Here is a 13387-nt window from a genome sequence, read left to right as displayed (position 1 = left end):
GTTCCGGTGAAGAGAGATACGCGTGTGCGCACGCGCATGCCGCACGACGGCGGCCCCTCCTTCACGTCCCCCGGGATCACGTCCCTCGGAAGGTGGAGTGGTGGTCGCGTCGCGTCAGGCGGCGAGAACGAGCCCGGACACGGTCGGCGGACCCCGGCGGATCACCGTGTGCTGGAGTGCCCTGGCACGCGGTCGGGGCGGCGTGAACGAGGCCGTCAGCGGCGCACGCGGTCCGGCCTCGGGCGCCCCCGGCAGTCCGGCACGCAGGGCGCGCACCAGGGTGAGCGCCGCGCGCAGGGACCGTACGAGCGCCCCATCCGCCATCGAACGCGCCGAGTACGTGGACAGCTCGGCGAGGCGGAGCAGCGCCAGGTCCCCGCGCCGCAGCAGCCAGCCGGCGGCGACGGCCGCGAGGACGTGGCCGAGGAGCATCGGCAGGGACGGCAGCAGCGACAGCGCGGAGGAGCCGGCGGAACCGGAGGCCTCGGTCATGGCGTGCGCCCCACCGGCCCCCGTAACGGCCCCGGCCCCGGCCCCCGCGCCGGTCCCGGTCGCCGGGTACAGCCGGGCCTCGACAAGGAGCCGGTGCGCCTGCGCCGGGCTGATCGCCGCCGCGGTGGTGCCGCACAGCAGCCGCGCGGCCTGCTGGACAAGGGCGGCGTCGGACGTCCGCGGCATCGACGACATCGCCATCGCGGTCTTCGACGACATCGCCATCGCGGTCGTCCCGTGCTGCCCCAGCCCGAACAGCACGTGCAGCACGGTCTGTCCGAGCGCGAGCAGGGTCGCGATGCCCGGCAGGGACCGCTCCCGCCCGGCGAGGGGCGCCACGACCACGACCGCCCCGGCGAACCCGGCGCCGAGCGTCCACCACGGGACGGTGGCGCAGGAGGCGAGTGAGTGACCGGCCGCGGCCAGCACGACGCAGACCGCGGCGAACACCGCGGCCCGCAGAACCCGGAGACCGTCTCCGGAACGCGCGTGGGGGGCAGTCATGGCGGGCTCATCATCGCACTGGCCTTACCGGCGCCATACGGCAGGTCCACAAGATGACGTACGGGGCGTACGACCGGAAGGTCGCTTCTGGTCCTTCCTGCCCCACATACACCGTCCATCGCTGCCCGCACATCGCCCATATGGGCGGCATCACGTCCACGATGCGCTTACACACGGGCGCACGCGGCAATACGTAACGGTATGTCGAGCCGCGGCCAGGAGGCAGCAGCATGAGCATCTGGTGGTCACTCCATCTGCGGCGCGAGGCTGCGAGCGTGCCGCTCGCCCGGCGCCTGCTGCTCGGCACCATGGAGACCGCGGGTGTCGACCCGGACGTCTCCTACGACCTCTCCCTCGCCCTCAGCGAGGCCTGCGCCAACGCGGTGGAGCACGGCGGGCGGCAGGACTCCTCGGCGGCGTACCGGGTCACCGCGTACCTCGACGGCGAGAAGTGCCGGATCGAAGTCACCGACTCCGGGCCCGGATTCGCCCGCCCCCAGCCGGTCCAGCCGCTGCGTCCCGTCTCCGGCGAGGCCGAGAACGGCCGGGGCCTGTGTCTCATCCAGGAACTCGCCGACCATGTCCACATCGGCAACAAGCCCGGTCGCCGCGGGGCCGTGGTGAGCTTCGACAAGATCCTGAAGTGGAAGAAGGACGCCCCGCTGATGGCGGTGTGATCCGAGGTCATGACTCCTGGGGTTCCGGTCTGCATACTGGCCGGTGCCGGTCGCACCGACCGGGGCCGGCTGCTCGGTCGCCGGAGTCAGGGGAACGCCGGGCCGTGGGGGGACTGCCGATGGCGTGGACGGTTTGCGCGAGGGACGGCCGGCGGCTGTCGGTCGAGGAGCGGGGGGACCCCAAGGGGCGTCCGGTGTTCCTGCTGCACGGCACCCCCGGGAGCCGGCTGGGCCCCGCCCCGAGGCCGTCGGTCCTCTACCGCATGGGGGTCCGGCTGATCACGTTCGACCGTCCCGGCTACGGCGGTTCGGACCGCAGCGTGGGCCGTACGGTCAGCGCCGCCGCCGAGGACGTCCGTCTGATCGCCGACGCGCTCGGGATCGGGCGGTTCGGTGTGGTGGGCCGGTCCGGGGGCGCCCCGCACGCGCTGGCCTGCGCGGCACTGATCCCGGAGCGCACCGCACGGACCGGGGCGCTGGTCGGGCTCGCCCCTCGGGACGCCGCCGATCTCGACTGGTTCGACGGCATGACCGAGGCCAACGTGCACGCGTACGTCAACGCGGACGCGGGCCGGCACCGGCTCACCGCCGCGCTGGGCCTGCGCTCGCTGACGATCCGCGCCGATCCCGCGTCCATCGTCGCCGAGATGCGCAGCGGGCTGCCGGAGTCCGACCGCCGGATCGTCGCGGACGCGGGTATCCAGGCCATGCTGGAGCGCAACTTCGCGGAGGGGCTGCGCAGTTCCGCCGACGGGTGGGTGGACGACGTCATGGCGTTCAGCACGGGCTGGGGCTTCGACCTCGCGGACATCACCGCGCCCGTCGTGCTGTGGCACGGCGCGGAGGACATCTTCGCCCCGGTCGAACACACCCGCTGGCTCGGCCGCAACATCCCCGGCGCGCTGGTCGAGGTCGAACCCGACGCGGCCCACTTCGGAGCCCTCCGCGTCATGACCCGCATCATCGGCTGGGCGGCCCGCGACGACGACTGACCCCACCGGTGGAGCCGACCGAGCCGGCCGTGACGTGCCCGCGGCCGCCACGGACCCCTTCTCACCCACCCCGCTCACACCTGCTGCGGCTCCAGATCCCGGTCGATGCGGCGCCACTCCGCCGTCGCCGTGCTCAGCGGGTGCATCTCGCCCAGGCGCTGGACGAGTTCCGTCTCCACCTCCTGGTGCAGCTTGGCGGCCTCCTTGTCGTTGCCCAGGGCGCGCAGGGTGATCGCGAGGTTGGCCATGGCGGCGAGGGTGTCCGGGTGGGTGGGCCCGAGTCGCTTGCGCAGCCCGGTCACGGCGAGCCGCTCCCAGTGCTCGGCCTCCTCGAGACGGCCGAGGTCGGCCAGGGCGTTGGCCAGGCTGGCCCCCGCGCTGAGGGTGGCCGGGTGCTCGTTGCCGAGGGCCCGCGCGAGCGCGGTGTGGGCCTGTTCCGCCAGTTCCGCGGCGGTGCCGGCCTCACCGAGGGCCCGGTGATAGGTCGCCAGGTTGTTGATGCAGAACATCGTGAACGGATGCCCCGGCCCGAAGGAGTTCCGGTACCCCTCGAGCACCTCGGTGACCTGCCGTACCGCCCGCTGGGCCCCCTGCTCCGGATCGGTCGCGAGGTAGTCGGCGGCGAGATTGAGCCCGCAGGCCAGTTCCTCGGGAATGGAGCGGCCGTACCGGTCCCGGTAGCGCGTGTGGGTCTCCCACGTCTGCTCGCTCAGCTCCAGCGCCTCCGCGTGCCGCCCGGCCTTGCGCAGCGACACCGCGAGGCTCTTGTCGACCCGCAGCACCTCCGGCACATAAGGGTTCAGCACCTGCCCGAACAGCTCCCGCACCTGCCGCAGGATCTCCACCGACTCGTCGTACTCGCCGAGTTCCCGCAGGTCGCGGGCGTAGTGGCTGCGGGTGGTGAGGGTGTACGGGTGCAGCGGTCCGTCCATCGCGGTACGGCGGCGCACGGTGTCCTCGTCGAGCCGCCGGGCGGCCTCGCTGTCCCCGGTGAGCCGGTGGTCGATGGCGAGGTTGTTGGCGGAGCGCAGGGTCCGCGAGTGGTCCTCGCCGAAGATCTCGCGGAACCCGTTGTAGTTCCGCTGGTCCAGCTCCAGTGCCTCCTTGAAACGGCCGAGCGCCCGCAGGTCGGCGGCCACGTTGCCGGAGGTGATGAGCAGCGAGGGGTGGCCGTCGTCGAGGAGCTGGCGCTGCCGGGCCAGGGTGTCCTCGTCCATCTCCCGGGCGGCCTGGTACTCGCCCTGCGAGCGCAGGATGTTGGCCAGCTCGAACCGCAGGTTGAGGATCTGCTCGTCGTTGGAGTCCGCGAACTCGGTGCTCCAGAACTCGTTGAGCTGGGTGCCCAGGGTGCGGGCGAGATGGAGTTCGCCGCGCTTCCACAGGTAGCGCATGCGGTCCACCATCAGCTGCCGGGGCTCCTCCTCGGCGCACTCACGGATGTTGGAGGGGACCAGGTGCGGCCAGATCACCTCGAACTCGGGCCACTTGGCCGGGTCGTCCACCGCGTCCTCGGAAGGCCTTATGGCGGCGAGGATGCGGTGCACCTCGTGCACGGTGTCCTCGGCCGTCCGCGGGTCCATGCTGTCGCGCACCGCGGCCTGCACCAGCCGGTGCACCTGGATGGAGTTGTCGGTGGCGTCGACCTTGGCCAGCGCGAACCGGTTCAGGGCCTGGGTGACCTTGCCGAGCATGTACCGGGCGCGCAGGTCCTTGTCGTACGGAAGCAGGGCCTTGATCATCGCGTCGCTGCCGACCAGGGCCATCGAGATCGGCTCAGCGGACAGGAAGCTGCACAGTTCAAGGAGCCGGGCCGCCGCAGGTGACTCGTGGCGCAGCCGCGCCACGGAGATGTTCCAGGTGGCGCCCACCGACGACGGGTACTCCACGGCGTTGACGGCGGCCTGGACCGACAGGACCTGGGTGCTCTGGTCGCGCAGCTGCTCTATGTACTCGCCGACGGGGGTGGCCGTGGTGGCCAGCCAGGCCGCCGCGACCTCGATCGCCAGGGGCAGGTCGCCGACCGCCTCGGCCACCAGGGCCGCGTCCTCCTCGCGCAGCCCGGGGACGCGCGCGGTCAGGTGCTCCACGCTCTCCTCCCGGGTGAAGACCTCGACCTCCACGGTCCGCACCCGGGTCGAGGTCGGCTTGGTGCGGGTGGTGACCAGGAGGTGCCCGTAGACGTCGTCGGGGATCGGTCCGGTCTGGTCGCTGAAGCGGTTCAGCACCTCGTCCAGGTCCTCGACGTTGTCGAAGACCAGCAGCCAGCGCTTGTACGGGTGGCCGGCCCGCAGCGCCTGGAGCGCGGCCACGGCGGCCTCGGACACGTCGTCGCCGATGCCCGGGGCGAGTCGCCGTCCGAGGTCGGCGAGCTTGGGCGCGACCAGGTCGGCCTGTTCGGCGTCGACCCACCAGACCAGGTCGTAGTCGGGCTTGAAGCGGTTGGCGTACTCGCGGGCGAGCTGGGTCTTGCCCACGCCGCCGAGGCCGTGCAGCACCTGGGGCAGCCCGCCGCCGGGAGCGCTCGTGACGAACTGCCGGCGCACCTGTTCCAGGATCGAGGAGCGGCCGGTGAAGAACGGGTAGCGGGGCTGGACGTTGGACACGCTGGTGCTGCTGTTGGGGAAGCGGGCCCCGTGCGGCCGGGCGGAGGGCTGCGGCGAGCTGGGCCGGCCCAGACCGGTCAGCAGGGCGGCCGTCGCCGTCTCCTCGTCCAGCCGGGCCAGATCGATGGTGCCGCCCCGGCTGGCGTACGGGATCTGCTGGACGTCCCCGACGCGCAGCGCGATCGGCTGGTGCTTCTGCGGGCCGCCGGAGTGCACGGTGGCCTCCCAGGCGGCCCGGGCGGTGCGGGAGCCGAGGAAGGCGGGGGAGACCACGGCGAGCGCCCGCTGCGAGCCGCCGGAGACCGCCTCCGAGCCGAGTTCCAGGGTCGTCATCGACCGCAGGTCCTGGGAGGTCACCTCGAAGCGTGCCTCGCGCAGCACCGCCTCCAGCCAGTCCGCCCACATGCGGTCCTCGGAGACGTACTGGAGCAGCAGCTTCGAGGGCGGCAGGGGGCGGCGCCGGGTGTAGGCCGCGACGTACTGGTTGCGCTTGATCTCGTTCAGGGGGGGCAGGGAGGTGACCCGGCCCCCGGTGACCACGGAGGTCAGCCGTTCGCACGCGGTCAGCATGGAGCTGGCGACCTTGGGCGGGTCACCGAACGGGGCGAGGATCTCCTCGTAGGCGTAGTAGGGCCGGTAGGGGATCTCCACCGAGCCCCAGTAGGCGGTGAGTTCGTCGGCGTCCATGCCGCTGGGCAGGCCGTCGAAGCGCTCGCGGGCGAGGGCCCGGCCGGCGTCGACCTTGTCCTTCTCGCCGTCGTCGATGCGCATGGCGACCGGCAGGATGCGGATGCCCTTGTCGCCGTACCGCTCCTCGATGTGCTGGGCGACGGCGGCGGCGCCCTCGATGCTCTGGTCGCTGAGCGTGTAGCAGACCACCAGGGTGCTGGGCATCTGCACGGTGCAGATGTCGGCGAGGTCGCTGTGCCCGGTGCGGCTGTCGATCAGGGTGAAGTCGTAGTAGCGCTCCATGTCCGCGCGCATCGCGTCGAAGAACTGTCCGCCGCCGTAGCTGTTGTAGAAGCTGTCCCAGTCCATGTTGCCGACGATCGGGTAGTCCCGGTGCCGCATGCCCGCCGACAGGAAGTCCAGGCTGCCGGGCTCGGGGAAGGCCCAGTCCAGGGAGAGGGCGTGCGGGCGGACCCGGGCGTAGTGGCGGTGCCAGTCCGGCTCGCGGTCGGGCAGGTCGCGCAGCGCCTCACGCCGGTAGTCGTCTATCAGGTTGATCAGGCCTGGGGTGGCCTGCATTAACGAGGGCTTCAGGAACGGGTGGAAGAACCTGTGCAGACCCGGCGCCTCGAGGTCCCAGTCGACGGCGAGCACGCGATACCCGTTGGCGGCCAGGATCCAGGCCACGTTGGCGAGCGCCATGGTCCGGCCGGTGCCGCCCTTGTACGAGTAGAAGGTGATCACTGAACCCTTGCGGTTCTCGGTCATGGAGCCCTCCGCTGTGTAGGCCTTGCACTTCCCTCGTGCCGTACGCGCCGGGTGCCGCGGGCGGGGCCCGGCGTCGCGCTCAGATCTGGGATCCCAGCCTGGGCAGCCGCGGGGGATCGATGGGTGGCCCCTTCGGCGGATAGGTCCTCGCATGGGCCTCGTAGTAGTTGACCGCCTGTCGTACGGCCTTCTGGAGTTCGAGCTGGAAGGCCTCCAGGGTGCGTATGGCGCCGCCGGGCGAGCGGTGGCCCGAGCCGACCACCTGCCGTGCGGCCAGCACCCGGTCGGTGAGCTCCTGCAACTGCCGGTCCTGTTCCGGGGGGACGGTGTCGTCCCGGTGCTGGGGGATCATCACGCTGATCCAGGGACGCTGCCGCTCGGCGAGCTGGGCCATGAGCTCCTTCACGCGCGGGGAGTCCAGGGCCCATCGGTCGAGCAGCAGCAGAGCGGGGGTGGTGGGCGGGCTGACGGTGAGGATGCGGTCCGACTCGTTCTCGAAGTCGCTGACGGTGACCCGGTAGTTCATGGCCCGGACGAGGTCGGCGGCGTGCTCCGCGAGGGAGCGGGTGGACACCGGATGGTAGGGGTTCCACTCGAGCGGGGTGTCCCCGTAGTAGTCGGCCGCCCGGCCCGGTGGCAGGTCGGACCGGGACCGGGCGATCACGGTGACGTCGAACTCGGGCGGGTGGGCACTGTCCCCGAAGGCGCTGGGCAGGGTCTCGTACTGCCGGTAGACCTGCCCTTCCTGGAGGTCGATGGCCTGGCTGGCGCGCACGATCCGCTGGGCGAGCCGGTAGACGGCGAGTTCGTACTGGTCCTTGAGGTAGCTGAGCTTGGTCAGTCCGTAGAAACCCTCCGCCGCGTAGTCCTCCCCGAAGTCCGCGTGCTGGAACTGGAGGTCCTTGGCCACCTGCGGAAGCTGGGCGAGTTCCACCGGAACCCATAACGCGGGGACGATGGCGCTCTCCCGGGACTCCCCGCGCAGGGTGCGGCGGTAGATCTCCCGCTGCGAGAACGCCCACCACTCGCGGCCGCACTGTTCACTGATGAAGTACCGGGGCGAGTACAGCGGCACGAACACCTGGCAGCGGGCCAGGTTCTCCGACAGCTCGTCCGTCCACCGGGTGCCCAGCGCGATCCCCTGGTCGAGGAATCCGGCCCTGGCACCCACCGGTAACGACGTCATCTCCAGGATGTGCGCGCACAGGCCGTCGTAGAGCTTTTTCACCCACGCGTTGGGGCCGGCGATCTCGGAGTCGTTCCGCGGCGTGTGCGCGTAACTCAGAAAAAAATACGGACGCCCATTCCTGGGGTCGTCTGGGTCCCCTCGCACGAATACCCCCCGATACGCCGTCCGACCGAGCTTCAGTGTAGGAACCACACCTCATCGGCGAAACGGTACGTCGAACACCACTGTGCGAAAGGGGATGTGAATTTGCGTCAATCCCGCCCGGTGGTACGGACCTTGTGGTCCGCCGCGGTGCGCCGGGCACGGAGCAGCGCGTCGGCGGCCACCGGTTCGCCCAGCCGGTTCGCGACGGTCTCCCCCATGGCGGTGGCGAAGCGCATGCCCAGGTCGGTCAGGGCTCCGGAGCCGATCAGTGTGTCCACCGCCTCCGCGGTCTGCTCCCGCCACCGCGCGAACCGGACCTCGGCGTCCCGCGCCTCGGCGCCCGGCGCGGTCCGCCGGCGGGCACGCCAGTAGTCGACGACGGCGATGTGCGCGTACGTCCCCTGGAGCAGCCCTTCCAGCGGGCGCGGATCGGGGCGCCAGGGGGCGTAGAACAGCCGGTGGCAGGTGGGGTCGTAGAGGTCCGCGACATCGAGTACGGCACCCAGCTTGACGTGCTGGAACTCGTGGACCAGCAGACACGCGAGGGTCTCCGGCGATCCCGGGCGCGCGATGGCGACCGCGCCGAAGGCGTCCCGGGCCGCCGAGCTGATGTCCGCGCCCGCGGTGGACTCCCGCAGCGGGGCGACCACACTCAGGCCCGCCGCCAGTCCGGGTGCGTAGGCGGGCAGTTCACGACGGATCCACTCCCACGCGGCGGCGAGGTCCCGGTGCCAGTTCCCGGCCTCCTCCGCGGACAGCCGGTCCCGCACGGCGTATCCGTGGGCGTCCCGCCAGGGGTCGGTGTCCTCCAGGGCGACGGCCCAGCCCGGCAGTTCGAAGCGGTGCCGGGCCCACCAGGCGGGATCCGGGGCGGACTTGGGGCCCACGGTGTGCTCGCGTCCTTCGACCCGGACGTGGAAGCTCTCGTCGGAGACGCTGGTGACCCGGGCCTCCGTCGCCTCGCCCACGACCAGGGCGCCCAGGGTGGGCAGCCGCAGCACCCCGAGGTGGGCCGGTACGGTCACGCCGCCCGCCTGCCCGGACCGCAGCAGCGCGGCCGCGGCGAGCTCCGCCACCCCGCGCATCGCGATCGGCCCGGCCTCCCCGTCACCGCGGAGCACGCGCTGGGCCCAGGGGCGCAGATAGGGGTGGGCGAGGACCGCGTCCACCGACTCGGGGGCCTCGGCGTCGAGGACCGCGAGGGTCTCCCAGGCGGCCGTACCGGTCTCGTCGTGCGGGCTCTCGTGCCAGACGGCGCCGAGGAGTTCGCGGTTGACGGTGAGTTCGTGCCGGGCCAGCCGGTCCACCGCGTCGGCGCCGCCGAACCCTGCGGCGATCTCGGCCAGGTGCACGTCGTCCAGGGGGAGGTGGGGCATCGGTGTCCTCCGGTCTTCCCGGTCGCGGATCCCGGTGATGAGCTGTTTCAGGTCGGCGCAGTACACGGACGGGTTCATGAACCCTCCGGTGCCGCCCTCGGAGCGGTAGCGGTGCGCGTACAGCCCGCCTCCGCACGAGCGGACCACGGGGCATTCCCGGCAGGTCTCGCAGAGCCCGTCCAGCCCCTGCTGCCGGGCCGTGATGCCGGGGTGCGCGGCCATCTCGTCCAGGGAGTTGACGGCCACGTGCAGACCGGTGCCGGGCGCTCCGTCGTACGCGGTCTTCAGCGAGTCGGCCTGCTCCAGGGCGCCGTCGGTCTCGATGACGGCGAGTTCCACCGGGGCCAGTCCGAGGGACTCGGTGAGACTGCTCGCCCCGCGCAGGGTGCGCAGCACGGAGTCCAGGACCCGCACGCCCATGGGCCGGCCCGCGGCCGTCCAGCGGTCGTGGACCCGCAGCAGCCAGTCGCCGTACGGCGCGCCCGAGGTGCCGGCGTCGGGGCGGGGCGGGGGCTCGTCCCAGGTGGCGTGGGGAAGCAGGAAGTCGATGCGGGGCGGGGCGAGTTCGGCGAGGGCGTCGTACACGGTGACGGGGTCGTTGCGCAGGTCGACCGTGCAGAGCAGGCCGGCGAAGAGGTGCCGGTAGCGGGGGCCGCTCAGCAGTTCGATCGCGCGCAGCACCCGGGTGTGGCTGCTGCGGCCGTTGCGATAGCGGCGGTGCAGGTCGTTGGCGGCGCGGTCGCCGTCGAGCGAGACACCGACCTTGATGTCGTACTCCGCGAACAGTTCGCAGAACTGCTCGTCGAGGGTGACGCCGTTGGTGTGGATGCGTAGATCGAGGGCGCAGACACCGGACAGGGCGGTGGATAAGTTCTGCGCGGCCCGGCGGAGCCTGTTCCGGCCGGCGAGGAGGGGCTCCCCGCCGTGCAGGACGACGTGAACGGTGTCGAGCCGGTGGGTGCGGGCGTGTTCGGCGATGCGCCGGGCGGTGAGGTCCAGCAGGTCGTCCGAGATCACCACCGGCCTGCCTCGCCAGCTCTGGTCCGCGTGCTCGAAGACGTAGCAGTGGTCGCAGGCGAGATCGCAGCGGCTGTGCATCTTCAGCACGAACTGGCTCAGGGGGTGCGGCGAGGGGTCCATCAGCGCACGGCGCGTTTCCTGCCCGAGGGGGCAGGGGTCAGACGGCCGACTGGAACGCTGCCACCGACACCTTGGCGGGCCCGCGGTCGGGGGTGCCGTGCGAGACGACACGGGTGAGGGCACCGGAGGTGAGGCCGTCCGCACGGGCGGCGAGTCGCACCAGGGGGATCCGCTCCCCGGCGGTGGACTGCTTTCCAGGCTCGTCGGCCGTGGTGGTGGGCGTGTTCATGGACGAACCTCGATCTTCCGTGTGCCCGCTGGTCGGTCCACGTAAGGCGGATATTACGGACAACCGGGGCGCATCGCGCGTTAACACGCTCTGGGTGAACGACCCCCGAGCGGGTGTCGCAGGGCAGATATAAAACCACACGCCAGCCCAACTGCGTTCCCCCGTATGAGAGTTGTGAGTTGCGCATGTCACCGCTTGTCTTCGGCCGCACCGCCATAGGGGGGTCTGAGCGGCCGTGATGCGTCCAGGGGAGTGTCGGTGGCGAAGGCGAGGTGGCCCGAACGGCCCAACCTCCCCCGGAACCTGTTGCGAAGATTTTACTCCGTCCGGGCGTTTGAGGAACGGTGAAGCCCGGATGCATTTCACCCGGACGAGGGAAAGCGGGCACTCTCAGCCCCCGCACAGCCCCCACCCATGCCCCTGACGGACACCCTTCCTACGGTACGGACATGAGCAGCCCCGAGGACCAGGCCCTGGCGCTGGCCGCCGTGGACGCGCTGACCGTTCAGCTGGCCCTGGCTCCCAAGCCGGGCCTGCCCGACCCGCGTGACCTCGGCGCCCGTCGCACCCGCAAAGACCACGCCGCGCTGCGCTGGTCCGCCAGGGCGCTTGCGCCCGGTCTCACGGCGATGGCTGCGGCCGCCCGCCGCACCGGCGAACCCACCCCCCGGCTCCGCGCGGAACTGGGCGCGATCGGACGGTCCACCGAGCACTCCGTGGACCTGGCCGGCGGCGGCCACCGCGGCGCTCTGTGGACCCTCGGTCTGCTGGTCGCCGCGGCCGCCCTCGACCCGGCGGCCCGCTCGGCACAGGTGACGGCGGTCGCCAAGAAGATCGCCGCGCACCCCGACAAGCGGGCCCCGCGCCGGGCCTCCCGGGGCTCCTCCGTCTCCGCGAAGTACGGCGCCGCGGGCGCCCGCGGGGAGGCCCGCGCCGGATTCCCGCACGTCCGGCGGGCGTTGGACGCGCTGGCCGCGGCCCGCACCGCGGGCGCCGCTGAGTCCGAGGCCCGCCTGGACGCCCTGCTCACCGTGATGTCCACCCTCCAGGACACCGAACTCCTCCACACGGCGGGCCCCGCGGGCCTGCGGCACGTCCAGGCGGGTGCCCGGGGCGTCCTGGAGGCGGGCGGCGCCACGACCGACGCCGGCCGCGAGGCCCTGCTCGCCCTCGACACCGACCTGCACGCACGCGCGTGGAGCCCCCGCGGCAGCGCCGGGCTGCTCGCGGGGGCCCTGTTCGTGGACGCCCTGCCGGTGGTGGTCAGCGCGAGAGCTGTCGGTGCAGGAGCCGTCGGTGCACGAGGGGTCAGTGCACGAGGGGTCAGTGCACGAGCGCGGGCTGCGTGACGTCGGCCGCCGCCCGGCCGGCGGCCCGCCGGGTCGCTGGCCCCATCGCGTACGACGCCCCCAGCGTCACCGCTCCCAGCAGCAGCCACCCGGGCGTGCCCCACTCCACCAGCAGCGTGGTGAGGACCAGCGGCCCGAGCGTCCGCGCCACGGTCACCCCGGTCCCGAAGAACCCCTGGTACTCGCCGACCCGCTCGGCCGGAGCCAGGTCGAAGGAGAGCTGCCAGGACCCCGCCGACTGACCCATCTCCGCCACCACCTGGAGCACGGCCCCCACGACCAGCGCACCCACGGCCACCCACGGCGAAGCCCCCGCCGACAGCGCGAACACCGCGCACGCGGCCAGCATGATCCACCCCGACCGGCGCACCGCGCGGGTCGCCGACGCGAGTCCCGACACCCCGCGGGCCATCCGCACCTGGAAGGCCATCACGGCCCCGGTGTTGAGCACGAACAGCGCGGACACCACCCAGGTGGGAGCCGCGGTCCGCTCGGCGATCCACAGCGGGATCCCGAGGCTCAGCAGGGGCATCCGCAGCAGCAGGACGGTGTTGAGCACCGTGATCACGGCGTACGGCCGGTCGCGCAGCACCCCGGCGCCGTGCCGCTTCCCCGAGGGCACCCGGGGCGCCACCGCCGGCAGCCGCAGCAACAGCAGCGCGCACACCAGGAAGCTCACCGCGTCGACCGCGAACACCCCGAGGTAGGCCGCCCGTGTCCCGGCGTGCAGCGCCAGCCCGCCGAGGCCCGCGCCCACGGCGAGACCGGCGTTCAGCGTCGCCTGGAGGTGGGCCAGCAGCCCGGTCCGCTCCCCGGCGGACACCAGCCCGGCGAGCAGCGCCTGCCTGGCCGCGGCGAGCCCCGACTGCGCGGAGGCGTAGGCACAGGCCGCCAGGACGAACGGCACGAAGCCCCGCACCACCAGGAAGGACGCCACCGCCAGCCCCGTGGCCAGCGCCAGCAGCACGGCCGTGCCGCGTGCCCCGCGCCGGTCCGCGAGCCGCCCGAGCGGCACCCCCACCAGCGACCCGACCGCCCAGCCGACGGTCAGCCCGAGTCCCACGCGCGCGGGGGCGAGCCCGACGACGTGGGTGAAGTAGAGCGCCGACGTCACGTAGTAGGCGCCGTCACCGACGGAGTTGCTCAGCTGGGCCAGGGCCAGCACGCGCTGCGGTCCCGCGGGCGGTACGAGTGAGTGCCTCATGGCTACGACACTAGAAGCGCGGTGGACCGCTCGACAGGCCCAATGAAGGCC

Annotated in this window: 9 protein-coding genes; 3 read left to right on the top strand and 6 right to left on the bottom strand. The window is 72.4% G+C overall.

Annotated features, from left to right (window positions below):
• Positions 1 to 114 precede the first annotated feature (114 nt).
• On the bottom strand, positions 115 to 996 hold the full coding sequence (locus tag H295_RS0104165) for a hypothetical protein (protein WP_020134080.1): 882 nt from the start codon (positions 994 to 996) through the stop codon (positions 115 to 117).
• A 230-nt stretch (positions 997 to 1226) separates the two neighbouring features.
• Between H295_RS0104165 and H295_RS0104160 the strand changes: the two genes are divergently transcribed.
• Both H295_RS0104160 and H295_RS0104155 read left to right on the top strand, forming a co-directional pair.
• The gene (locus tag H295_RS0104160; protein ID WP_020134079.1) at positions 1227 to 1673 is read left to right on the top strand and encodes an ATP-binding protein; all 447 of its coding nucleotides are present in this window, start codon (positions 1227 to 1229) and stop codon (positions 1671 to 1673) included.
• Between the two features lie 119 nt (positions 1674 to 1792).
• The gene (locus tag H295_RS0104155) at positions 1793 to 2665 is read left to right on the top strand and encodes an alpha/beta fold hydrolase (RefSeq protein ID WP_028809028.1); all 873 of its coding nucleotides are present in this window, start codon (positions 1793 to 1795) and stop codon (positions 2663 to 2665) included.
• A 74-nt stretch (positions 2666 to 2739) separates the two neighbouring features.
• Here H295_RS0104155 and fxsT read toward each other — a convergent pair whose 3' ends face one another.
• The 4 genes from fxsT to H295_RS0104135 form a co-directional block, all read right to left on the bottom strand.
• Complete coding sequence (gene fxsT / locus H295_RS0104150; RefSeq protein ID WP_020134077.1) at positions 2740 to 6705, bottom strand: FxSxx-COOH system tetratricopeptide repeat protein; 3966 nt, start codon at positions 6703 to 6705, stop codon at positions 2740 to 2742.
• A gap of 79 nt (positions 6706 to 6784) precedes the next feature.
• The gene (locus tag H295_RS0104145) at positions 6785 to 8038 is read right to left on the bottom strand and encodes a TIR-like protein FxsC (protein ID WP_028809027.1); all 1254 of its coding nucleotides are present in this window, start codon (positions 8036 to 8038) and stop codon (positions 6785 to 6787) included.
• A 107-nt stretch (positions 8039 to 8145) separates the two neighbouring features.
• Positions 8146 to 10554 carry an FxsB family cyclophane-forming radical SAM/SPASM peptide maturase gene (locus tag H295_RS0104140; protein ID WP_020134075.1) on the bottom strand — a complete coding sequence of 803 codons (2409 nt, stop codon included), beginning with the start codon at positions 10552 to 10554 and terminating at the stop codon, positions 8146 to 8148.
• A gap of 37 nt (positions 10555 to 10591) precedes the next feature.
• Positions 10592 to 10783, bottom strand: coding sequence for a hypothetical protein (locus H295_RS0104135; protein ID WP_020134074.1), 192 nt, complete (start codon positions 10781 to 10783; stop codon positions 10592 to 10594).
• Positions 10784 to 11232: 449 nt separating this feature from the next.
• On the opposite strand from H295_RS0104135, the gene H295_RS0104130 reads away from it, so the two are divergent.
• Positions 11233 to 12132: a triphosphoribosyl-dephospho-CoA synthase gene (locus tag H295_RS0104130; RefSeq protein ID WP_020134073.1), complete on the top strand. Its 900-nt coding sequence runs from the start codon at positions 11233 to 11235 to the stop codon at positions 12130 to 12132.
• Here H295_RS0104130 and H295_RS0104125 read toward each other — a convergent pair.
• The gene (locus H295_RS0104125) at positions 12107 to 13336 is read right to left on the bottom strand and encodes an MFS transporter (protein WP_028809026.1); all 1230 of its coding nucleotides are present in this window, start codon (positions 13334 to 13336) and stop codon (positions 12107 to 12109) included. The two genes, H295_RS0104130 and H295_RS0104125, sit on opposite strands and share 26 nt — an antisense overlap.
• Positions 13337 to 13387 lie beyond the last annotated feature (51 nt).

Source organism: Streptomyces sp. 351MFTsu5.1 (assembly GCF_000383655.1).
GTDB classification, from domain to species: domain Bacteria; phylum Actinomycetota; class Actinomycetes; order Streptomycetales; family Streptomycetaceae; genus Streptomyces; species Streptomyces griseorubiginosus.
Note: the sequence above shows the minus strand (reverse complement) of the source record. Positions and strands in the feature narration are given on the sequence as shown.

Coding starts and splice junctions, on each gene's coding strand:
- H295_RS0104165 (WP_020134080.1), bottom strand. CDS start 996: ATGACTGCCCCCCACGCGCGTTCCGGAGACGGTCTCCGGGTTCTGCGG.
- H295_RS0104160 (WP_020134079.1), top strand. CDS start 1,227: ATGAGCATCTGGTGGTCACTCCATCTGCGGCGCGAGGCTGCGAGCGTG.
- H295_RS0104155 (WP_028809028.1), top strand. CDS start 1,793: ATGGCGTGGACGGTTTGCGCGAGGGACGGCCGGCGGCTGTCGGTCGAG.
- fxsT (WP_020134077.1), bottom strand. CDS start 6,705: ATGACCGAGAACCGCAAGGGTTCAGTGATCACCTTCTACTCGTACAAG.
- H295_RS0104140 (WP_020134075.1), bottom strand. CDS start 10,554: ATGGACCCCTCGCCGCACCCCCTGAGCCAGTTCGTGCTGAAGATGCAC.
- H295_RS0104135 (WP_020134074.1), bottom strand. CDS start 10,783: ATGAACACGCCCACCACCACGGCCGACGAGCCTGGAAAGCAGTCCACC.
- H295_RS0104130 (WP_020134073.1), top strand. CDS start 11,233: ATGAGCAGCCCCGAGGACCAGGCCCTGGCGCTGGCCGCCGTGGACGCG.
- H295_RS0104125 (WP_028809026.1), bottom strand. CDS start 13,336: ATGAGGCACTCACTCGTACCGCCCGCGGGACCGCAGCGCGTGCTGGCC.